Below are 20,826 nucleotides of genomic sequence, written 5' to 3'. Positions count from 1 at the left end.
CCTTCTATCGTCATCCCCGCGCAGGCGGGGATCCATTGTCGCTGAAGGCAATGGGACTCATTTCGGTCAGCCAGAATGGATCCCCGCCTTCGCGGGGATGAAGGAATGTGTTGAGGGGTCGGGATACGGCCTGAGAGCCCGGCGTTCGCCGGGATGACGGGTTTAGACCGTCGCCAGTATCTCTTCGGCTTCCTTGACCGCGCCGGGGGTGCCGACGTCGAACCACAGGCCCTGGTGGACCGTGCCCCACAACCGCCCCTGCTCCATCGCGCGGTTCCAGAACAAATTGGTCGAGAACGGGCCCTCGGGCCAGTCGCGGATCACGCGGGGGTGGATGATCTGGGCGCCGGCATAGACGAAGGGCGCGAGGCGGCCGGGCTTGCGGCGCTCGGTGATGCGGCCGAGCGGATCGAGGCGGAAATCGCCCATGCCCTTGTGGCTGTATGCGCGCGCCAGGGGCACGAGCAGCAGCAGCGCGTCCATCTTCTCATCGTCCCAGGCGGCGGCGAGCGCGTTGAGGGAGCCGATCGGGCCGTCGACCCAGAGCGTGTCGCTGTTCACCGTGAAGAAGGGCTGGTCGCCGAGCATCTCACGGGCCTGGACGATGCCGCCGCCGGTCTCCATCAGCTGGGCGCGCTCGTCCGAGATCTGCACGTCGATGCCGCCGGCGCGGGCCTTGAGGTGCGCCTCGACCTGGTCGGCGAGGTAGTGGACGTTGACCACGGCGCGCTTGATCCCGGCCTCGCGCAGGTGATCCATCGTATGGTCGAGCAGCGGCTTGCCGGCGACTTCGACCAGCGGCTTTGGGCGCGTGACGGTGAGCGGGCGCATGCGCTTGCCGAGGCCGGCGGCCATCACCATTGCGGTCTCGGGCATGGCGACGTCCGGGTTCGGGCGCAGCGAATAGGTGGCGGAGGGTTTCATTGCCCCGGTCTTATGCCTTGGTCAGTGCGAGGGGATCGCCGCGCATGTCGACGGGGATATTGGCTGCGAACCAGTCGGCGACCGGCTTGAGCGCGGGGTGCCGGAGGTCGCGGTTGAGATAGGTCCAGACGCGCGGGCACAGGCCCGGATAGCGCGGCTTGCCGTCGCGCTGCCACAGCCGGGTGAAGATGCCGACGATCTTGGCGTTCCGCTGCGCGCCGAGCACGTGATAGGCGACATCGAACGCGTCGCCGGCGCCGGTGATGCGCTTGTAGCGATCGAGCATCGCGGTCTCGAGGCTTTCGGGCACGTCGCGGCGGGCGTCCTGCAGCAGCGAGACGAGGTCATAGGCGGGATGGCCCGCCAGGGCGTCCTGGAAGTCGAGCAGGCCCAAGGTTTCCGCGCTACCGTCGATCAGCATGAGATTCTCGACATGGTAGTCGCGCAGCACCGTGACAGGCGTGTGACCCGCGAGCACCGGCGCCAGCGCTTCGTCCCAGGCCTTGCGGTATCCGTCGATGTCGACCTCCAGGCCGACCGCGGGGCAATACCATTCGGGGAGCAGGTCCGCCTCGCGGTGATACTCGGCCAGGCTGTAGGGCTTGAGGATGTCCGCGGCCGGGTATTCGGCCAGGCGGATGAGCAGGTCGATCGCCTCTTCGTAGAGGCGCAGCTCGCTCTCCGGCGCGGCGTCGACGGTCTCACGCATGCGGGCGTCGCCGAAATCCTGGATCAGGACCAGGCCCTCGGCCAGGTCCTCGTGGAGGATCTCCGGCGCGGCGAAGCCGTGGCTGGTCAGCCAGCGGGCGATGTTGATGAAGGGACGCGGATCCTCATGCGGGGGCGGCGCGTCCATCAGGATCGCGGTGCGGTCATGCTCCACCACCCGGAAATAGCGGCGGAACGAGGCGTCGCCGGCGAGCGGGCGGATCTCGGCTCCGCCCCAACCAGCGGCAACAAGGAAGTCGGGCGCCGCGGCGGGCGGATTCATGTCAGAAACCATCGGTCCTTCCATGCCGCCGGCACCTTCGCTGTCAAGACGCGCGCGCCGTCCGGTGCCACATCGAGGGACAACCACAGCGCATCGTGCCATGCTGTCTCGCCCAGCCGCTCGGGCCATTCGACGATCAGCAGCGAATCATAGCGGGCATCGTCGAGGCCCAGTTCCTCGGCCTCGGATGGATCGTCGAGCCGGTAGAGATCGACATGGAGCACCGGGAAACGGACCTCGGGCGGCTCATAGGGCTGGACGATCGCGAAGCTGGGCGACGGCGCCTCGCCTTCCAATCCCAGCGCGGCGAGCAGACCGCGGGCGATGCTGGTCTTGCCGGCGCCTAGCTGGCCGGAAAGCGCGATGACGTCGCCGGGGCGGGCGAGCCCGGCGAGACGGCGGCCGAGTTCGAGCGACTGATCGAGGCTGGAGAGGATCATCGCCGCGGCAGTTCCACGGTTACCAGCGTTCCCTCGCCCGGTTCGGAGATCAGCTCGATCCGCCCGCGATGCGCCTCGACGAACTGCTTCGCCAGCGGCAGGCCCAGGCCCAGCGAGCGCTGGCTGCCGCGGGCGTTGCCGAACTGGGCGAAGCGATCAAAGGCGGTGGCGACCTGCTCGGGGGTCATGCCCGGGCCATTGTCGGAGACGATCACGCGGGCGACGCGGCTGTTGCCGTCGAGATGGAGCAGCACCCTGCCCTGCTCCGGCGTCTGCGAGACGGCGTGGCGCAGCAGATGCTCGATCACCTGGCGGACGCGGCGCGCATCACCGGTGATCGCACCGGCGGTGCCGGCATTCTCGACCACCAGCTCGATATGCTTGGCCTTGGCCAGCGGCGCGATCGCTTCGGCGGCATTCTGCGCGGCGTGCTCGATATCAACCGGCGCCTTCTCGAGTGGCGAACCTTCGCTCTGGGTGAGATCGAGCACTTCGTCGATCATCGTGCCGAGCCGGTCGACCGAGATCAGGATCGCGTCCGAATATTCCTGCCCGCTCTCCGAAAGCGGGCCGGCGAACCCGCCGTTGAGCATCTCGGCAAAGCCCTTGATCGAGGTCAGCGGGGTGCGCAGCTCATAGCTCATGTTGGCGAGGAACGAGGTCTTGACCCGGTCCGCCGCTTCCAGCGCTTCGTTGCGGGCGCTGAGCGCGCGCTCGGCGCGGTGATGATCGGTGGTATCGAGCATAGTCACCAGCGCATTGCCGTCGGGCAGCGGCACCGCGGTCACGTCGAAATGGCGGCCATCGGCAAAGGCGATGCTGGAGCCGCGTGACTGGCGCTCCTGCGCGGCGATGCGGATCAGGTCGCCGATGATGTCCGCGCGCGACGCCTTGACCAGCTTCGGCCCAAAGGCGCGGACCAGCTGCGGCACCTGCGGATGGCTGTCGAGGAAGCTGTCCTCAAAGCCCCAGACCTGGCGGAACTTGCGGTTCCACAGCTGGAGCCGCCCCTTGCCGAACACGGCGACCGCTTCGGCAAGGCTCTCCAGCGTGGCGGTGCGCACCTGCTGCATCTCGCCATGCTCGCGCTGCAGCTCGAACTGCTGGGTCTGGTCCTCGAACAGCAGCAGCAGCCCGCCTTCGGGCAGCGGCTGGGCGACGACGCGCATATGGGTGGCACCGAGGCTCCAGGTCTCCTCGATCGCATCGGGCGACACGAACCAGTGCGCCCGCTCCGCCCGCCAGGCCGGATAGTCGCGCACTTCGGGCAGGCGATTGGCCTCGCGCATGCGATCGAGCACGCGATCGAATTCAGGGCGATCCGCCAGCCATTCGTTGCGGATCGCGAACATCCGGCGGAACGGCTGGTTGGAGAAGATCAGGCTGCGATCGGCACCGAACTGGGCGACGCCGGCCGAGATCCGATCGAGCATCGCACGCTGGGCAGCTGCGAAGCGCTTGAGACCGCCGCGCGCCTGCTCCAGCTCCTCGATATCGACCGCGAAGCCGGCGACGCCGCCGGTGGGCAAGGGCATATCGTGGAGGCGCAGCATCCGGCGCTTGCCGCCGATCGTGGCGGGCATCGCCGCGGTCTGCGGCTCACCGGTGTCGCGGGCGATCGCGGCATTGGCGAGCGGCCCGCCCAGGCCGACGCCTTCGATCAGCTCAAGCCCGCGCTCGACGACATCCTCGGAATCCTTGCCCTCCACGGCCTCGACATAGGCCGAGTTGACCATGAGCAGGCGAAGGTCGCCGCCGCGATACCACATCGGCATCGGCGCAGCCTCGATCAGCGCGGTGAGCGCGTCGAAGGCGGCGCGCAGCCGGGTAGCCTCGCGCTGGAGGCGGTTGATCTCGTCCTGGCTCTCGGTCGCGTCGAGGAACCAGAGCACGACGCCGCCAGGAGCGTTGACGGTCTGCGGCGCGCGCTCACCGATCACCAGCAGCGCACGTTCCGAGCCGAGCGCACGGACGGAAAGGCTGAACGGCTTGCCGGCCTTTTGCGCGGCCGCGACATGCGCGCCGAGGGCATCGGCATCCTCGGGCAGCAGTCCGGTCCCTGCTCCGGTCAGTTCGTCCAGCTCGCGCGGCAGATCCTGGAAGCCAAGCCAGTCCCCCAGCCGCCGCGACAGCTCGAGCCGGCCATCGGCACGCACCAGCATCGCCTGGGCCGGCGAACCGCTGACCAGCGCGGCGAGCCGGGCATTGGCCTCGGCGATCGAGGTCGCGTCGGCACGGGCACGCAGGCCGGCGAACAGCGCCCAGACGCCGCCGATCACCAGCAACGCCAGCGCCGCGCCCGCGAGCACCGCGGCCGATTGCGTGATGTGGATCAAAGCGCGCCGTTCCGGGGGATCATCTCCGTCCCTTAGGACAGTTTGTCGCCAAACGAAAAGGGCCCGGCATGCCGCCGGGCCCTTCCTTTTTTCGCTTCAGGGCGAAGTTGCCGATCAGAACAGGTTCGGCAGCTTCACCTTGGCGCCGACATAGCCGAAGCGGCCGACGGCGTTGACCGGATAGATGCGCGTGCCGAGCTCGGGCATCTGGCCGAACAGGTTGCGCACGCCGCCATAGATCTGGAAGCGCTGGTCGATATCGTAGCTCAGGTAGATATCGTGCTGCCAACGCTGCTTGAGGTACTTGTATTCCTCCGCGACGATGGTCGGATCGCCGGCCATCTGCTGGTTGGTGTAGCGCGAGGTCTTGTCGAACCACAGGATGCCGTAGTTCGCGGTGAACCCGCCCAGCTGCCAGGTGAGATCGGCGTTGACCGTGTACTTCGGGGCATAGGTCTCGCCGCGCGAGTTGGTCACATCGGCGCCCGGGGTGCCGATGAACTCGAGGCGATCGAGATAGTTGCCGACCACGCTCAGGCTGAAGGTGCCGGCATTGTCGGTCTTCAGGCGGTAGTTGAAGTTCACGTCGAGGCCCGCGGTGCGGAACTGCGCCACGTTCTGCGGCACGACGTTGAAGCTGACGATGTTGCCCGCCGCGGCGTTGCCGGTCGCGCCGTTCTGACGGGTGATGCCCGCGCAGAACGGGTTGCTGAGCGTCGGCTGGTCGACGCAGAGCTCGGCGAGCTGCTGCGAGGTGACCTGGTTGATCGCGTTCTTCAGCTTGATGTCATACCAGTCGGCACGCAGCGACAGGCCCGGGATGAAGCTCGGCTGGAGCACCACGCCGGCGGTCCAGGTCGTCGCCTCTTCCTGCTTCAGGTTCGGGTTGCCGCCGGCGAAGCCCGGCAGGTTGGTCGAGCGCGCGTCGGTATAGGTCGCCGGGTTGGCACCCAGCGAGCTCAGCAGCGCCTGGCAGTTCGCCGCGCGATACTGGGTACCGAACTGGATCTCGGCCGGGAGGCACGGATCGGTGATGAACTCGAAGGTCTGCGAATTGCCCGCATAGAGCTCGCCGATGTTCGGCGCGCGCACCGCCTTCGAATAGGTGCCGTTGAAGGTGATGTCGCGCACCGGCGCGAACTTGCCATCAAGCTTCCAGGTGGTGGTGTGGCCGATCGACGAATAGTCGGAGAAGCGCACCGCGCCGCCCACTTCGAGGCGGTGGACGATGGTGTCGGTGAGCAGCGGCACGTTGAGCTCGCCGAACACTTCCTTCACGTCATATTCGCCGCCGTCATTGCTGAGCGAGTTGGCGAAAGTCAGGCCCTGCGCCGCCAGCGGATCGGCGGTGAAGCTGCTCTTTTCCTTGCGATATTCCGCGCCGACCGAGAAGCCGACCTGGCCACCGCCCGGCATGGTGAACAGGCCGCCAAGGTCGCCCGACAGATAGGCGGTGGCGACGTGCTGCTGGATGCGGGCGCGATCGAGCGTGTCGGCCTTGATCCAGTTATAGGCCGCCTGGCTGCCGGCGCCCTCGCCGAACAGGTTGAGCGGCACGCACTCGCCCGGACGGAAGGTGGTCGGCGAGAAGACGTCGCGGCTCGCATAGGGCTGGTCGGGCGTCCAGGCCGGGTTGACGTTCACCCGGCAGGTCGGGCCGTTCGCGCCCTGCACCACGTCGATCGCGGCATAGAAGCGGTCGTCGAGGATGTCGTTCAGGTAGCGGCTCGACACGTCGGTGCGGCCATAGGTGTACGACACTTCGTAGTTGAGGTGGCTGCTCAGGTCGCCCCGCACGCCGAACACGCCGCGATAGGTCTCGCGGGTGATGTCCTCACCGCGCTGGCCGAAATCGAAATTGTCGCGGTTCATCAGCACGCCGCCATTGCCGGTGGCGGCGATCAGCGGCCGCAGCGCGGCCGGGATATAGGGGTTATCCTCCGGGATCAGGAGGTAATAGTCGAAGGTCGGCTGGGCGAGCGAATAGCTGTGCGTGCGCGCGTACTTCGCCTCGGCGAAGACCGAGAAAGCCGGGCTGACGTCGAAATGCGCGATCGCGTTGACGACATGGCGGCTCACTTCCGGCAGCAGGTCGTTGCCATAGTCGGAGACCAGCGTGCCGCTGCCGCCCTGCTGGAAGGCGGTGCGCACGAACTTGCCCGGATCATAGGGGGTCAGGCCGTTGGCGCCGACGAAATAGTCGGGCAGGCCGTCGAAATCGAGATCGATGCCGCCCTGACGCGCGGTGTCGAAATAGCGGATGTCGTTGAGCGGCACATAGGTGGGCGTGGTGCCGTTCGGGTTGCGATAGAAGCCGACCTGGTTGGTGCCGCTGTAGCGCTGGCGATCGTGCGAATCGAGGCGATCCTCCTCGCCATATTCATAGGCGATGGCGATGTTGCCGCGGCCGTCGGCGAAGTTCTTGCCGGCGGTGATCGAGAACATGCGCTGGCCGGCATCGCCATATTCGGAGATGCCCGCCTGGGCGCGGGCGCTGATGCCCTGGAAGTTCTTCTTCATGATGAAGTTGACGACGCCGCTGACGCCGTCGGCACCGTAGATGGCCGAGGCGCCGCCGGTGAGCACTTCGATGCGCTCGACCAGGTCGTTGGGGATGGTGTTGATGTCGACCGACGCGGTGCCCGGCACGCCCGAGACGTGGCGGCGGCCGTCGACCAGCACCAGCGTGCGCTGGGTGCCGAGATTGCGCAGGTCGAGCAGGTTGAGGCCGGTATAGCCGATGCCGGCGCGGTCACCCGAGTTGTTGCCCGAAGTCGCCGAGCCCTGCAGCGCCGGATAGCCGGTGAGGAAGTCGGTGAGGTTGGTGGTGCCCGATTCCTGGAGCGTCTGGGCGCCCAGGGTCACGACCGGGTTCGGCGTCTCGAAATCCTGGCGGCGGATACGCGAACCGGTGACGACGATGGCGCCTTCCTGCGGCGCGGCCTGATCGGCCTGTTCCGGAACCGCGGCCTGCGCCTCGGCGGGCGCCGGCGTCTGGTCCGCGGTCTGCGCGGCTGCCGGCGTGGCGATCTGGGCTAGAGCAAGAACGGCGACCGACGCGGTAAAGGACAGGCCGCGCCGGGTGAGCGCACAAGAGCTACGCATGATACATCCCCTTTAATAAACTGACCGTGCGACCTCGGAGCCGATTGTTGCCGGCTTTTGTCCCTGACTTTGCCATGACGCGGAAATGCGGGTTTTGGTTGCCTTGCGACAACAGTTTGTTGCGGCGTGTTGCGAGATTACAACAGTACGGCAGTCGGCCCGCGCCAACGAAAAAGGCCGCGCCTCCCGGGGGGAAGCGCGGCCCTTTCATTCGCCTGACGGCGAAGGATCAGTAGCGATAGTGATCCGGCTTGAACGGACCCTCGACGGTGACGCCGATATAGTCCGCCTGCTTCTGGGTCAGCTTGGTCAGCTTCACGCCGAGCTTGTCGAGGTGCAGCGCCGCGACCTTCTCGTCGAGGTGCTTCGGCAGGACGTACACGTCGTTCTTGTACTCGTCCGACTTGGTCCACAGCTCGATCTGGGCGAGGACCTGGTTGGTGAAGGACGACGACATCACGAACGACGGGTGGCCGGTCGCGTTGCCGAGGTTCACCAGACGGCCCTTCGACAGCACGATGATCTTCTTGCCATCCGGGAACTCGACTTCGTCGACCTGCGGCTTGATCTCGGTCCACTTGAAGTTCGCCAGGCCGGCGATCTCGATCTCGCTGTCGAAGTGGCCGATGTTCGAGACGATCGCCATGTTCTTCATCGCGCGCATGTGGTCGACGGTGAGCACGGCTTCGTTGCCGGTGGCGGTGACGAAGATGTCGGCGCGGGTGGCGGCCTCTTCCATCGTCACGACTTCATAGCCCTCCATCGCCGCCTGCAGCGCGCAGATCGGGTCGATCTCGGTGACCAGAACGCGGGCACCGCCGTTGCGGAGCGACGCGGCCGAACCCTTGCCGACGTCACCGAAGCCGGCGACGCAGGCGACCTTGCCGGCGAGCATCACGTCGGTGGCGCGACGGATCGCGTCGACCAGCGATTCCTTGCAGCCATAGAGGTTGTCGAACTTCGACTTGGTGACGCTGTCGTTGACGTTGATCGCCGGGAACGGGAGCTTGCCCTTCTTCGACAGCTCGTACAGGCGGTGCACGCCGGTGGTGGTCTCTTCCGACACGCCCTTGATCGTGGCGACGGTCTTGGTCAGGTAGCCCGGACGCTCGGCAAGGAAGCGCTTCAGCGTGGCGACGAAGATCTCTTCCTCTTCGTTCGACGGGGTGAACAGTTCCTCACCCGCCTCGACGCGCGCGCCCCACAGCGCGAACATGGTGGCGTCGCCACCGTCGTCGAGGATCATGTTGCAGGTCTGGTCCTGGCCCCAGTCGAAGATGCGGATGACGTAATCCCAATATTCTTCGAGCGTCTCGCCCTTGACGGCGAAGACGGGGATGCCGGCCTCGGCGATGGCGGCCGCGGCATGGTCCTGGGTCGAGTAGATGTTGCAGGTCGCCCAGCGCAGCTCGGCGCCGAGTTCCTTGAGGGTCTCGATCAGCACGGCGGTCTGAATCGTCATGTGCAGCGAGCCGGTGATGCGCGCGCCCTTGAGCGGCTTCGAAGCACCGAACTCGGCGCGGAGCGCCATCAGGCCCGGCATTTCGGTCTCGGCGATCTCGATTTCCTTGCGGCCAAAGGCGGCAAGCGAGAGGTCCTTGATGACATAGTCCTTGTCGAGCACGGTAGCCACGAGCTGTCTCCAGATGTGAATCGGTTACGCGCCGGGAATCACCGGCGGCGGATGCGGGCGCCCTACAGGCTTCGCCCTGGCCGCGCAATCCCGATATAAAGATATCTTTATATGTCACGGCGAGCCGGTCTTTGTGCTAGGCACAGCGCCATGATAGCCTCGCCCCATGCACTGGCTGTTTCTTCCGCTCGTGACGCTCGCGGCACCCGCCGAACCGGCTCCGCAGCGCTACCCCCTCCCCTGCTTCTACGCCCCGCGCGGCGGCGAGCTCGACACCTTCCCGGACTGCGCGGCGCAGGACGCCGACGGCACGATCCGGCTGGCGCCGGCGCATCGGATGAAGCTCGACCATGACCGGGGCGGACTGGCCACCGTCCATGTCGGCAAGAGCTTCCATTATGTCGCCCGCGACGGTCGCAGCGCGCCGGTGATGGTGATGGACAATGGCGCCGATCCCTTCGTCGACGGGCGTGCACGTTCCGAATGGAACGGCAAGATCGGCTATATCGACCGCGCGCTGCACCTGGTGATCGCGCGGCGATACGACGGGGCGATGCCGTTCGAGAAGGGTGTCGCCGAAGTCTGCATCGGCTGCTCGCTGACGGGGGATGGCGAGCATCACTGGTACGCCGGCGGGCGGTGGCTGCGGGTGGACCGGCTTGGGCGGGAACTGGCTGGGAAGCGGTGATTTCCGCTTCCAATCCTCCGTCACCCTGAACTTGTTTCAGGGTCCAACGCGCCTCGAGCGGTATCGCTGGGGTAGAGTTGGATGCTGAAACAAGTTCAGCATGACGGAATAGAGGCTCTCCCGAAACCATCATATAAAGAATTCTTTATATCACCCTTGACGAACCATCCCGACAGGCGGATGCTTAAGCGGTCGAGGTTCTTCCGCCGGGCCAAATCCGCGCGGAAGCTAAGACGGGAAGCCGGTGCGATTCCGGCGCTGCCCCCGCAACTGTAAGCGGCGAGCGGCGGTCCAGCATGTCACTGGGGGCAACCCTGGGAAGACGGATCGTCCGCGCTGACCCGTGAGCCAGGAGACCTGCCTTTGACGCGATAACGTCCACCGGCGGGGTGCCCGGTCTGGCCGCCTGCTTGCCGCGGCCGGGCTATTCGTTCGCGGTGCGTGTGCGTGTCCATGCCGGTCTCCCCCGCCCTTCATCGGGGTATGAAGACCATGACCGTCACTGTTGCCACGCTCGGCTTTCCGCGGATCGGTCCGCGGCGCGAGCTGAAATTCGCTCTGGAGAAGTTCTGGAGCGGCAAGTCCACCGAAGCCGAACTGCTAGATTCCGCCGCAGGGCTGCGCGCCGCCGCCTGGGCCCGCCAGGCCGCGATCGGAGTCGACTGGCTGCCGTCGAACGACTTCTCCTTCTACGACCATGTGCTCGACACCAGTCTGATGCTGGGCGCGATCCCGGAGCGCTACCGCGTCGCCGCCGGCACCGCCGACCTCGGCACCTATTTCGCGATGGCGCGCGGCACGACCGGGGAGACTGGCGGCTGCGCGCATGGCCATGGCCACACCGCGCAGGAAATGACCAAATGGTTCGACACCAATTATCATTACATGGTGCCCGAGCTGGTCGCCGGGCAGAAGCTCGCCCTCTCCTCCGCCAAAATCGTCGACGAATATCGCGAGGCCAGGGCGCTCGGCTACGAGACGCGGCCGGTGCTACTCGGGCCGGTCACCTGGCTGAGCCTGGCCAAGGGCCGCGACGTCGATCCTTTCGACTATCTCGACGAAGTGCTCGGCCTTTATTCGGCGGTGCTGACCCAGCTTCAGCATGCCGGCGCCGAATGGGTGCAGATCGACGAGCCGATCCTTGCCACCGACCTCAACGAGCGGCAGCGCGCCGCGATCACCCGCGCTTATGCCAAGCTGCCGCGTCTGGGCCTGAAGATCATGCTCGCCACCTATTTCGGCGCGCTGGAGGATAATCTGACGCTGGCGGTGAACCTGCCGGTGGCCGGGCTGCACCTGGATCTCGTCCGCGCGCCGGACCAGCTCGACAAGATACTGGTCGCCGCGCCCAAGGGGCTGCTGCTCTCGCTCGGCGTGATCGACGGGCGCAACATCTGGCGCGCCGACCTGGAAAGGCTGCTCGACCGGCTGGAGCCGATCGCGGCGACGCGCGACCTGGTGATCGCGCCTTCCTGCTCGCTGCTTCATGTGCCGGTGGACCTGGCGCTGGAGCCGAAGCTTGACGACGAAGTGAAGCAGTGGCTCGCCTTTGCCGTGCAGAAGATCGACGAGCTGGCGACGCTCAAGGATGCGCTCAATGGCGGGCGCGACTGGGTGGCCGCGAAGCTCACCGCATCGGGTGCGGCGGCTGCGGCGCGCAAGGTCTCGCCGCGCATCCACGATCCGAAGGTCGCGGCGCGGATGGCGGCGGTGAGCGCGGCGATGCGCGAGCGGACCTCGCCCTATGCCGCGCGCGCCGTGGTGCAGGCGGAAGTGCTCGACCTGCCGCCCTTCCCGACCACCACGATCGGCTCCTTCCCGCAGACCGCCGAAGTGCGCCACGCCCGGGCCGAGCATAATCGCGGCAATCTCGACAGCGCGGCGTATGAGCGGTTCCTGCGCGAGGAGACCGCGCGGACGATCCGCTGGCAGGAGGAAGCCGGGCTCGACATGCTGGTACATGGCGAGTTCGAGCGGAACGACATGGTCCAGTATTTCGGCGAGCAGCTCGCCGGCTTCGCCTTCACGGTGAATGGCTGGGTCCAGTCCTATGGCTCGCGCTGCGTGCGGCCGCCGATCCTCTATGGCGATGTCTCGCGGCCCGAGCCGATGACGGTGGAATGGTGGCGCTATGCGCAGTCGCTCACCGACAAGCCGGTGAAGGGCATGCTCACCGGCCCGGTGACGATCCTCAACTGGAGCTTCGTGCGCGACGACCAGCCGCGTGCGGCATCGTGCCAGCAGATCGCATTGGCGATCCGCGACGAAGTGCTCGACCTGGAGGCGGCCGGCTGCAAGGCGATCCAGATCGACGAGGCAGCGCTGCGCGAAGGCCTGCCACTGCGCCGGCGCGACTGGGATGCCTATCTCGACTGGGCGGTCGATGCCTTCCGCCTGACCGCGGCGGGCGTGGCTGACGCGACGCAGATCCACACCCACATGTGCTATTCGGAGTTCAACGACATCCTGCCGGCGATCGGCGCGATGGATACCGATGTGATCTCGATCGAGACCGCGCGCTCGCAGATGGAGCTGCTCGAAGGATTCGCCGCCTATCGCTACCCGAGCGCGATCGGGCCGGGCGTGTACGACATCCACGCGCCGCGCGTGCCGACACAGGACGAGATGGTCGAACTGATGAAGCTCGCCCAGGCGCACCTCGCGCCCGAGCAATTGTGGGTGAACCCCGATTGCGGGCTCAAGACCCGCAAATGGGAGGAAGTGAAGCCGGCGATCGACGCGATGGTCGCCGCGGCACGGGCGCTGCGCGTCCGCGTGGCCGAGCCGGCCTGACAATTGGTACCGCCCGGCCGTGGTACGGTCGGGCGGTAACTCCGCCGGAAATGGTGGTACCCCAATTTTTGGGCGGTGACGAAAGCCGCGGGACCGGGCAAATCGTGGCTCGCGTCACAATCCACATTGCGAGTTCACCCATGCTCAGGTTCCTTGCGTCTGCGTTGCTCCTTTCGCTCGCCCCCAGCCTGCCTGCCCTTGCGCAGGACAGCGCCGGCATCATCCGCGATGTCGGCGACCCCGGCGGCGACGCGCGGGCCTGGGCAGCGATGATGCGCAACTATCCCGAGCAGGTGAAGGTCAACTGCTGGAAGCTCGGCTGCATGGTCATCATCAACGAGACCGCGAATTACGACGTGGTCGGCTTCTATGTCGATTCCGCCAGCCCGGGCCGCTCGCCGCGCTGGAGCGACAACCAGATGGGCAATGCGCTGGAGCCGCTGAAGGCGACGCTGCGCTTCAAGAATGGCGGGCCGAAGACCTGCGCGCTGCCGGTACGCTTCGTGCTGCGCCAGCGCGACACGCACGAGAAGATGGACGTCAACACCACCGGCAGCTTCTGCTCGACCCCGCACCAGGACACGGTGGTGCGGATCAAGGTGCTGGAAGGCAAGGTCTATGTCCGCGGCGACGACGAGACGCCGGCGGACCCGACGCACTAGGGCGTCAGGCGGTCCCCGCGCTGTTCGAGAGCAGGCGGGGATCGATGCCGGCGCCGGCAAAGGCGACTGCCCAGCGGTCCTCGGCGTCGATGTCATAGATCAGGTCGGGCGTGCCGGCGGTGTTGAACCAGCCATGGCGCGCCATCTCGCTGTCGAGCTGCCCCTCGCTCCAGCCGGCATAGCCGAGCGCGACCAGATATTTGGCGGGGCCGGTGCCCTCGGCGATCGCCCGCAGCACGTCGATCGTGCCCGACAGCGCCCAGCGGCCGTCGACATCGATCGTGTCCTGTCCGCCCCAGTCGGGCGAATGGAGGACGAAGCCGCGACGCGGCTCGACCGGGCCGCCGAAATGCACCGGCGTGTCGGGCGCGTCGCCCGGCTCGATCTCGAACTGCTTGAGCAGGTCATGGAGGGTCAGCCCCTCGATCGTGTCGCCGATGCCGATGCCGAGCGCCCCCTCATCGTCGTGCGCGCACATCGCGATCACCGCGCGTTCGAAGCGCGGATCGCCGATGCCCGGCATGGCGAGGAGGAACTGGCCGGTGAGGAAAGGTGTCGAGTCCATGCCCGATCAACGTAGCCGCACCACTTCGGCTCCGCACGCTTGAAAATCACCCGCCACAAGCCGATGGAGCGGCACGACTCATTTCCAGGAGAGAAGAATGACCATCCAGGTTGGCGACCGCATTCCCAGCGTAACCTTCGTCAAGGTGACCGAGGCTGGCCCCGACCAGATTTCCTCGGACGACTATTTCGCCGGCCGCAAGGTGGCGATCTTCTCGGTACCGGGTGCCTTCACCCCCACCTGCTCGGCCAAGCACCTGCCGGGCTTTGTCGAGAAGGCCGAAGAGATCAAGGCGAAGGGCGTGGACGAGATCGCCTGCACCGCGGTCAACGACGCCTTCGTGATGGGCGCCTGGGGCAAGGCCAGCGGCGTCGAGGGCAAGGTGACGATGCTCGCCGACGGCAATGGCGATTTCCCCAAGGCGCTGGGCCTGACCATGGACGGCTCGAAGTTCGGCATGGGCACGCGCGGACAGCGTTTCTCGATGCTGGTCAATGACGGCGTGGTCGAGCAGCTCAACGTCGAGGCGCCGGGCCAGTTCGAAGTGAGCTCGGCCGAGTATCTTCTCGGCAAGCTGTGAGCTGAACACGGCAGCGTAACGGAACCTTGGAAGGCTCGCCGGAGTTGATCTGGCGAGCTTTTCAGAAAGGGACCGACATGGCCGATACCGAAACCGCCAACGCACTTCCCGAGACCGTCGCCGAAGCCAGGGACGAGGCGAAGAGCTTCCTCGCCCAGGCGCAGGAAGCGATCGGCGACGCAGTCGATGCGACCGTCAATGCGGTGAAGGAGCATCCGATCGCCGCGGCCGGCATCGCCGCCGGAGTCGCTGCCGCAGTGGGCGGTGCCGCCTATGCCGCCACCCAGCTGGGCGGCGACAAGGAACCCGCGGCCAAGCCGGCCAAGAAATAAGCCGGAAAAAATTCCTCCCCTATGGGGAGGGCCAGCCTGGGCCGGGGCTTGCCTCGGCCCATGGTCTTGCCAGAGTCATTTTTGGCGCTTAGCCCTGCAAGATGACTCAAGCATCCGACATCGTCGCCGATCTCGAGCGCCTCTACAACGCCTCGGTCGATCGCCTCAAAGCCGCCCTGAACCGCTATATCAGCGAAGGCACGCCGCCGAGCCCGGAAGACCGGACCGACGGCAGCTTCGCCTATCCCGAGCTGCGCGTCACCTATCGCGGCGGCACTGACCGCAACCGCCCCACCCCGCGCCGCTCGTTCGGCCGGCTGGTCGAGGAAGGCGAGTATCGCATCTCGGTCACCCGCCCGGCGATGTTCAGCCGCTACCTGATCGAGCAGCTGACCTTCCTGATCGAGGACTATGACGTCGAGGTCCATGCCGTCACCGGGCGGCAGGAAATCCCCTTCCCCTATGTGCTCGATCCCGGCCACATCGCGGCGATGGACCAGATCTCGGTCACCGAGCTGGGCCGTCACTTCCCGGCGACCGAGCTGGCGCATATCGGCGACGAGATCGCCGACGGGCTGTGGATGTCCTCGGACTCGACTCGGCCGCTCGCGCTGTTCGACGGGCTGCGCACCGATTTCTCGCTCGCCCGCCTGCGCCACTATACCGGCACCCCGGTCGAGCATTTCCAGCAGTACATCCTGTTCACCAACTATCACCGCTATGTCGACGAGTTCGTCCGCTGGGCGGTCGACCAGCTCGGTGAGGGCTCGCGCTTCACCGGGGTCTCGGGCGCGGGCGGCCTCCTGGTCGAGGCCGGGGACGATACCGACCGGCTGCTCAACGACACCTCGGCCTGGCGTCGCCACCAGATGCCCGCCTATCACCTGATGGCGAAGGACGGCTCGGGCATCACGCTGGTCAACATCGGCGTCGGCCCGTCCAACGCCAAGACGATCACCGATCACCTCGCGGTGCTGCGCCCCGAGGCCTGGCTGATGATCGGGCATTGCGGCGGCCTGCGCCCGAGCCAGCGGATCGGCGACTATGTCCTCGCCCACGCCTATCTGCGCGACGACCACATCATGGACGACGTGCTGCCGCCGGAGATCCCGATCCCGGCCATCGCCGAAGTCCAGCTCGCCCTCGCCCGCGCCGCCGGTACCATCTCCGGCCAGTCGGGCGACGAGCTCAAGCAGCGGCTGCGCACCGGCACGATCGTCACCACCGACGACCGCAACTGGGAGCTGCGCTACTCGCAATCAGCGCTGCGCTTCTCGCTCAGCCGCGCGGTCGGCATCGACATGGAGAGCGCCACGCTCGCCGCCCAGGGCTATCGCTTCCGCGTGCCCTATGGCACGCTGCTCTGCGTCTCGGACAAGCCGCTCCACGGCGAGCTCAAGCTGCCGGGCCAGGCGAACCTGTTCTACGAGCGCGCGATCGCCGAGCACCTCAAGATCGGCATCGAGACCTGCGAGGAGCTGCGCCGCGAAGGCGCCAAGCTCCACTCCCGCAAGCTGCGCGCGTTCAACGAGCCGCCGTTCCGGTAAGGCTGTCCGCCGTCATCCTTCCTTCGGGTAGGATGACGGGACCGGGCGGACAGCTTATCTCGGCGGTGCGTTCAGCCCTGTTGAGGAGAGTCACCATGATCGACCCCGAGGAACAGCCCGAAGCCGAGGCGCCGCACGCGCACCAGTCCGACGGCACCGACAGCTCAGCCGAATGGGACGCGCAGATCGCCGACGAGGGCATGATCCCCGACAGCGACCCGCCGGCCTGAGCCGCCGCCGCGTCACCGGCAAGGGCCGGGGCGCCACCGCGCCGCGATCCGCGGCTAGGGCGTGAGCGCGAACTCCGCCATGACGCTCGCCTCAACCCGCACGAAGCCGGGCTTGGCGGGTTCCGTCCGCAGGCGATAGGGCGGCGCGCTGGCTTCGAGCATGCGCGCGAGCGCCGGCGGCGTCAGCTGCCCCGCCTCATCGATGAGGACGAGGCGAACCGCCTTCAGGCCGAGCGACGCGGCATAGGCATCCGCGTCTGCCCGTGCGGCGGTGACCGCCCGCGTCTTCGCCTGGCGGCGCGCGGCCGCTTCATCGGCAAGCTTGTATTGCTCTGTACCCAGGCTGATCGTCGAAGCGGCGAGCAACCGGCGCAGCTCCGCAAGCTGGTCGGCATTGGCGAGCGTGACTGTATAGCCGCCCGTGGCATTGGGCCGCCGCACGGGTGGCGGCGGCATGGTGATGCGCGGCGTGGTCACGATCGGCGGCGCCAGGCGCGCGCCGGATGAGGATGCCGGCGGCGGCGGTGGCGGCGGCGGGGCCTTTACGGTCGGCACGGTGAGAATGCTCGTCGTCGGCAGGAGAGCCGTCGGCCTCGGCTCCCGGACAAGCGCGCTCGCCGGCAGGCCGAGCTTCGCGACCGCACGGGCAAGCGCGTCGTAATTGGCCGCCAGGGCAGCATCCGCCTCGGCCTGGCTCTCGCCGTCCTTCCAGAAGGTGCCGGTGACCACGATCGAGCTGGCCGGCGCTTCATATTGCCCGGTGCCGACGATCCGCACCCGCACTTCCTGCGATGCCGCGGGCTGCACCGCCGCGACGAAAGGCAGCGCCATCAGCGCTGCGAAAACCAGGCGAATCGACATGAACCCCTCCCTGCGATGCGCATAGCCTAGCGCATCGCAGGGGTAGTGGAATGGCCGTATTTCCAGGCTTACCAGCCCTGCGGCTGGCCCTTGTTCTGCTCGTCGAGCCACTTCTTCAGCGGGGCGAAATATTCCGCCATCGCCTTGCCCGACATCTCGCGCGAGCCGGTGAATTCATGCAGCGCGTCCGGCCAGGGCTTGGACGCGCCCATCGCCAGCATCTTGTCGAGCTTCGCGCCCACTTCCTTGTTGCCGTAGAAGGAACAGCGATGGAGCGGGCCCTTCCAGCCGGCCTGGTCGCACGCCGCCTTGTAGAACTGGAACTGGAGCACCCGCGCCAGGAAGTAGCGCGTATAGGGCGTGGTCGCCGGGATGTGGAACTTGGCGCCCGGATCGAAGCGGGTCTCGTCGCGCGCCACCGGCGGCACGATGCCCTGATATTGCAGGCGCAGCTTGTCCCAGCCGGCCTGGTAGCCGTTCGTCGGGATCTGGCCCGAGAACACGCCCCAGCGCCACTTGTCGACCAGCAGGCCGAACGGCAGGAACGCCACCTTGTCCATCGCCTGGCGGAGCAACAGGCCGATGTCCTTGTCCGCGCTCGGCACCTGCGACTTGTCGAGCAGGCCGATCTGGACGAGGTAGTCCGGCGTGATCGACAGTGCGATGAAGTCGCCGATCGCCTCGTGGAAGCCGTCATTCGCGCCGTCGAGGTACAGGGTCGACTGCTTGTTGTAGGCGCGCTGATAATAGTTGTGGCCGAGCTCGTGGTGGATGGTCACGAAGTCGTCGGCATTGACCTTGATGCACATCTTGATGCGCAGGTCGTCGACATTGTCGATGTCCCAGGCCGAGGCATGGCAGACGACTTCGCGGTCCGCCGGCTTCACGAACTGCGAGCGCTCCCAGAAGGTGCCCGGCAGCGGCGCGAAGCCGAGCGACGAGTAGAAGCCCTCGCCGGCCTTCACCATCTTGAGATGGTCATAGCCCTTGGCCTTGAGCAGCTCGCCGACGTCATAGCCGACGCTGCCGGCGCCGGCGGGCGCCACGATGTCATAGATATTGCCCCATTCCTGCGCCCACATGTTGCCGAGCAGATCGGCGCGGATCGGGCCCTTGGCGGGCTGGACGGCGCTGCCATATTTCTCGTTGAGCTTGCGGCGCACATAGGTGTGCAGCGCGATGTAGAGCGGCTTGAGGTCGTTCCAGATCTTGTCGGTGGTCGCGGCGAAGGCGGACGGATCCATGTCATAGCCCGAACGCCACATCGCGCCGACATCGTCATAGCCGAGGCCCGTCGCGCCCTTGTTGGCGATGCCGACCAGCTTGGCATAGTCGCCGCGCATCGGCGCGCCGACATTGTCGTTCCAGCTGACCCACATCTCCTTGAGCTTGGCGGGATCGCGCTCCTCGCCCATCGCCGCCTCGATGTCCGATCCGTTGATCGGCTTGCCGTTCAGCGTGCCCTTGCCCGCGCCATAGATGCCGGTGATCTTGGCCGAGAGGCCGGCCAGCTCCTCCGCCGCGCCCGGGGTGGTCGGCGCCGGCAGCACGATCTTGTTGCGGAGCATCGCGAGCTTGCGGCTGGTATCATAGTCGAGGCCCGGCACATTGGCGTACTTGGCCGCGCCCAGCGCGAGATCGACCTGCAGCGACGTGAGCTTGGCGCCCTCGCGCGCGGTCATCGCCTCGGTGTCCTGGTTGATATAGGTGCTGTACACCCAATCGGCGCGCGCGGCGACGACGCCCTGGGCGCCGAGCTTCGCCTCGGCATCGGCGACGAACGCCTTGGCCTCTGCAGCGGTCGGCGTCTTGTCCTGCGCACCTGCTGGCGCGACGACTAGGGCGGCCGCAAGCGCGAGCGCCGAAATACCGGTACGGATCATGGGAAGGCCCCTCTTATATCTGGATGGGGCCGACGATGGAGATGCGTTCCCGGGCGGTCAAGCCGCGAAGAAATCGGCGATCGCGCGCCCCAGCTCCGGCCGGGTGACGGCGCTCATGTGGTTGCCTGGAATCTCGACGAAGGTGGCGTTGGGCAGCAGGTCGGCAAGTTCATGCGCCGAGCCGTTATGATCGTCCTCCACACCGGCGACGACCAAGGTCTCCTCGGTCAGCCGGGCGAGATGCGCTTCCTGGGTATCGACAAAGGTGTCGAGCACCGGCAGCAGCGCCAGCGGATCGGCCTTGGAAGTCTTGAGGAAGGCCTCGGTCAGCCATTCGCTCGAACCGCGCTCGAAGGTCCCCAGATTGGTGAGCACGCGGCGGAAATAGGTGCCGGTGCGCGAGGCGGCGGTGAGGCCCGAAAGCCCCATGCCGGCGAGCATCACCTTGCGCGGCGTGGCGCCGCCGTCGACGATCATCCGCACCGTGGTGCGCGCGCCGAGCGAATAGCCGCCCAGGTCATAGTCGGTCAGGCCCAGATGCTCGACCAGCGCCAGGCCGTCGCGCGCGGTCACATCCGGCGGATAGCTGGCGGCATCGTGCGGCGCGGCGCTCATCCCGTGCCCGCGCAGATCGGGCATGATCACCCGGAAGCCCTTCTCCGCGAGCCTGGCGGCATGGCCGTACTTGATCCAGTTGATCTCCGCGGTGGAGGCATAGCCGTGGATCAGCACCGCATCGCGCCCCTCGCCCATCACATGCCAGGCAAGCTCGGCGCCGTCGAAGCTGGTGAAGCGATGCGTTTCAATCGGGAAGTCGGCCAACTTTATCCATCCAGCGTTTGACGAGGCTCGGGTTCTCGTCGGTCCGTGATGCCGGCAGGTGGCTCGTGTCAAGCCACGCCCGGTGCCAGCTTTCGCATCCCGAATGCTCGGTGGGGACGAAACCGTCCGGATCGTCGAAGCTGCCGACAGTCAGGTCGAGCCGGTCATGGCCGTGCGCTTCATAGGTCAGCGGCGTGCCGCACTGGTAGCAGAAGCCGCGCCGGGCGATCGGGGAAGACGGGTAGCGCTCGGGCTCGCGCTCCCAGCGGACATCGGCTTTGGCGACATTCTTGAACGCGATCGAGACGCCGCCGGTGGCGCGCTGGCACATGCGGCAATGGCAGAGATAGGCCTCGTCGTCACGCACCGTCACCGAATAGCGCACCCGGCCGCACTGGCAGCCGCCGGTCATTTCCGTCTCCATGGTCCCTCTC

General features: G+C 66.9%; 18 protein-coding genes and 1 riboswitch. Of the genes, 7 read left to right on the top strand and 11 right to left on the bottom strand.

Going from position 1 to position 20,826, the window contains the following annotated elements:
• Positions 1-162: 162 nt before the first annotated feature.
• The 6 genes from AAHM44_RS20365 to ahcY form a co-directional block, all read right to left on the bottom strand.
• A complete protein-coding gene (locus AAHM44_RS20365; protein WP_269574946.1) occupies positions 163-924 on the bottom strand; it encodes a nucleotidyltransferase family protein in 762 nt (253 codons plus the stop codon).
• Between the two features lie 10 nt (positions 925-934).
• Positions 935-1,915 (bottom strand): aminoglycoside phosphotransferase family protein, encoded by a 981-nt coding sequence (locus AAHM44_RS20360; RefSeq protein WP_342251124.1) that lies wholly within the window; start codon positions 1,913-1,915, stop codon positions 935-937.
• Positions 1,912-2,355 (bottom strand): tRNA (adenosine(37)-N6)-threonylcarbamoyltransferase complex ATPase subunit type 1 TsaE, encoded by a 444-nt coding sequence (tsaE, locus tag AAHM44_RS20355; protein WP_342251119.1) that lies wholly within the window; start codon positions 2,353-2,355, stop codon positions 1,912-1,914. The genes AAHM44_RS20360 and tsaE overlap by 4 nt, the downstream gene beginning before the upstream one ends.
• On the bottom strand, positions 2,352-4,691 hold the full coding sequence (locus tag AAHM44_RS20350; protein ID WP_342251118.1) for a PAS domain-containing sensor histidine kinase: 2,340 nt from the start codon (positions 4,689-4,691) through the stop codon (positions 2,352-2,354). The genes tsaE and AAHM44_RS20350 overlap by 4 nt, the downstream gene beginning before the upstream one ends.
• A 114-nt stretch (positions 4,692-4,805) precedes the next feature.
• Positions 4,806-7,796 carry a TonB-dependent receptor plug domain-containing protein gene (locus tag AAHM44_RS20345; RefSeq protein ID WP_269574943.1) on the bottom strand — a complete coding sequence of 997 codons (2,991 nt, stop codon included), beginning with the start codon at positions 7,794-7,796 and terminating at the stop codon, positions 4,806-4,808.
• Between the two features lie 229 nt (positions 7,797-8,025).
• Complete coding sequence (gene ahcY / locus AAHM44_RS20340; protein ID WP_184167277.1) at positions 8,026-9,429, bottom strand: adenosylhomocysteinase; 1,404 nt, start codon at positions 9,427-9,429, stop codon at positions 8,026-8,028.
• A gap of 166 nt (positions 9,430-9,595) precedes the next feature.
• Here ahcY and AAHM44_RS20335 point away from each other — a divergent pair, with 166 nt between their 5' ends.
• The 3 genes from AAHM44_RS20335 (at position 9,596) to AAHM44_RS20325 (ending at position 13,572) form a co-directional block, all read left to right on the top strand.
• Positions 9,596-10,117, top strand: a complete 522-nt coding sequence (locus AAHM44_RS20335) for a WG repeat-containing protein (protein ID WP_342251117.1) — start codon at positions 9,596-9,598, stop codon at positions 10,115-10,117.
• Positions 10,118-10,295: 178 nt separating this feature from the next.
• A riboswitch (cobalamin riboswitch) is annotated at positions 10,296-10,496 on the top strand.
• A 113-nt stretch (positions 10,497-10,609) separates the two neighbouring features.
• On the top strand, positions 10,610-12,910 hold the full coding sequence (metE, locus tag AAHM44_RS20330) for a 5-methyltetrahydropteroyltriglutamate--homocysteine S-methyltransferase (protein WP_342251123.1): 2,301 nt from the start codon (positions 10,610-10,612) through the stop codon (positions 12,908-12,910).
• A 140-nt stretch (positions 12,911-13,050) separates the two neighbouring features.
• The gene (locus AAHM44_RS20325) at positions 13,051-13,572 is read left to right on the top strand and encodes a hypothetical protein (RefSeq protein ID WP_269574941.1); all 522 of its coding nucleotides are present in this window, start codon (positions 13,051-13,053) and stop codon (positions 13,570-13,572) included.
• Between the two features lie 4 nt (positions 13,573-13,576).
• On the opposite strand, the gene AAHM44_RS20320 is transcribed toward AAHM44_RS20325, so the two are convergent.
• Positions 13,577-14,137: a YqgE/AlgH family protein gene (locus tag AAHM44_RS20320; protein ID WP_269574940.1), complete on the bottom strand. Its 561-nt coding sequence runs from the start codon at positions 14,135-14,137 to the stop codon at positions 13,577-13,579.
• Positions 14,138-14,234: 97 nt separating this feature from the next.
• Here AAHM44_RS20320 and AAHM44_RS20315 point away from each other — a divergent pair, with 97 nt between their 5' ends.
• The 4 genes from AAHM44_RS20315 to AAHM44_RS20300 all read left to right on the top strand — a co-directional run bounded on the left by AAHM44_RS20315 (position 14,235) and on the right by AAHM44_RS20300 (position 16,826).
• A complete protein-coding gene (locus tag AAHM44_RS20315; RefSeq protein WP_184167286.1) occupies positions 14,235-14,717 on the top strand; it encodes a peroxiredoxin in 483 nt (160 codons plus the stop codon).
• A gap of 77 nt (positions 14,718-14,794) precedes the next feature.
• Entirely contained in the window at positions 14,795-15,049 is a 255-nt protein-coding gene (locus tag AAHM44_RS20310) for a hypothetical protein (RefSeq protein WP_269574939.1), read from the top strand.
• A 101-nt stretch (positions 15,050-15,150) separates the two neighbouring features.
• Positions 15,151-16,596: an AMP nucleosidase gene (locus tag AAHM44_RS20305; RefSeq protein ID WP_269574938.1), complete on the top strand. Its 1,446-nt coding sequence runs from the start codon at positions 15,151-15,153 to the stop codon at positions 16,594-16,596.
• A gap of 95 nt (positions 16,597-16,691) precedes the next feature.
• Entirely contained in the window at positions 16,692-16,826 is a 135-nt protein-coding gene (locus AAHM44_RS20300; protein WP_260396061.1) for a hypothetical protein, read from the top strand.
• 54 nt (positions 16,827-16,880) lie between these two features.
• On the opposite strand, the gene AAHM44_RS20295 is transcribed toward AAHM44_RS20300, so the two are convergent.
• The 4 genes from AAHM44_RS20295 to AAHM44_RS20280 all read right to left on the bottom strand — a co-directional run bounded on the left by AAHM44_RS20295 (position 16,881) and on the right by AAHM44_RS20280 (position 20,816).
• Positions 16,881-17,687 (bottom strand): SIMPL domain-containing protein, encoded by an 807-nt coding sequence (locus tag AAHM44_RS20295; protein WP_342251116.1) that lies wholly within the window; start codon positions 17,685-17,687, stop codon positions 16,881-16,883.
• A gap of 68 nt (positions 17,688-17,755) precedes the next feature.
• Positions 17,756-19,570, bottom strand: a complete 1,815-nt coding sequence (locus AAHM44_RS20290; RefSeq protein WP_342251115.1) for a M2 family metallopeptidase — start codon at positions 19,568-19,570, stop codon at positions 17,756-17,758.
• Positions 19,571-19,627: 57 nt separating this feature from the next.
• Positions 19,628-20,392 carry an alpha/beta fold hydrolase gene (locus tag AAHM44_RS20285; RefSeq protein WP_269574935.1) on the bottom strand — a complete coding sequence of 255 codons (765 nt, stop codon included), beginning with the start codon at positions 20,390-20,392 and terminating at the stop codon, positions 19,628-19,630.
• The gene (locus AAHM44_RS20280) at positions 20,373-20,816 is read right to left on the bottom strand and encodes a GFA family protein (RefSeq protein WP_269574934.1); all 444 of its coding nucleotides are present in this window, start codon (positions 20,814-20,816) and stop codon (positions 20,373-20,375) included. The genes AAHM44_RS20285 and AAHM44_RS20280 overlap by 20 nt, the downstream gene beginning before the upstream one ends.
• Positions 20,817-20,826 lie beyond the last annotated feature (10 nt).

It is taken from the genome of Sphingomonas sp. OTU376 (genome assembly GCF_038440415.1).
Taxonomy (GTDB): Bacteria; Pseudomonadota; Alphaproteobacteria; order Sphingomonadales; family Sphingomonadaceae; genus Sphingomonas; species Sphingomonas kyeonggiensis_A.
Note: the sequence above shows the minus strand (reverse complement) of the source record. Positions and strands in the feature narration are given on the sequence as shown.

Bases quoted from the DNA above. Each gene is read 5' to 3' on its own strand.
- AAHM44_RS20365 (WP_269574946.1), bottom strand. From the start codon at position 924: ATGAAACCCTCCGCCACCTATTCGCTGCGCCCGAACCCGGACGTCGCC.
- AAHM44_RS20360 (WP_342251124.1), bottom strand. From the start codon at position 1,915: ATGAATCCGCCCGCCGCGGCGCCCGACTTCCTTGTTGCCGCTGGTTGG.
- tsaE (WP_342251119.1), bottom strand. From the start codon at position 2,355: ATGATCCTCTCCAGCCTCGATCAGTCGCTCGAACTCGGCCGCCGTCTC.
- AAHM44_RS20345 (WP_269574943.1), bottom strand. From the start codon at position 7,796: ATGCGTAGCTCTTGTGCGCTCACCCGGCGCGGCCTGTCCTTTACCGCG.
- AAHM44_RS20335 (WP_342251117.1), top strand. From the start codon at position 9,596: ATGCACTGGCTGTTTCTTCCGCTCGTGACGCTCGCGGCACCCGCCGAA.
- metE (WP_342251123.1), top strand. From the start codon at position 10,610: ATGACCGTCACTGTTGCCACGCTCGGCTTTCCGCGGATCGGTCCGCGG.
- AAHM44_RS20325 (WP_269574941.1), top strand. From the start codon at position 13,051: ATGCTCAGGTTCCTTGCGTCTGCGTTGCTCCTTTCGCTCGCCCCCAGC.
- AAHM44_RS20320 (WP_269574940.1), bottom strand. From the start codon at position 14,137: ATGGACTCGACACCTTTCCTCACCGGCCAGTTCCTCCTCGCCATGCCG.
- AAHM44_RS20315 (WP_184167286.1), top strand. From the start codon at position 14,235: ATGACCATCCAGGTTGGCGACCGCATTCCCAGCGTAACCTTCGTCAAG.
- AAHM44_RS20310 (WP_269574939.1), top strand. From the start codon at position 14,795: ATGGCCGATACCGAAACCGCCAACGCACTTCCCGAGACCGTCGCCGAA.
- AAHM44_RS20305 (WP_269574938.1), top strand. From the start codon at position 15,151: ATGACTCAAGCATCCGACATCGTCGCCGATCTCGAGCGCCTCTACAAC.
- AAHM44_RS20300 (WP_260396061.1), top strand. From the start codon at position 16,692: ATGATCGACCCCGAGGAACAGCCCGAAGCCGAGGCGCCGCACGCGCAC.
- AAHM44_RS20295 (WP_342251116.1), bottom strand. From the start codon at position 17,687: ATGTCGATTCGCCTGGTTTTCGCAGCGCTGATGGCGCTGCCTTTCGTC.
- AAHM44_RS20290 (WP_342251115.1), bottom strand. From the start codon at position 19,570: ATGATCCGTACCGGTATTTCGGCGCTCGCGCTTGCGGCCGCCCTAGTC.
- AAHM44_RS20280 (WP_269574934.1), bottom strand. From the start codon at position 20,816: ATGGAGACGGAAATGACCGGCGGCTGCCAGTGCGGCCGGGTGCGCTAT.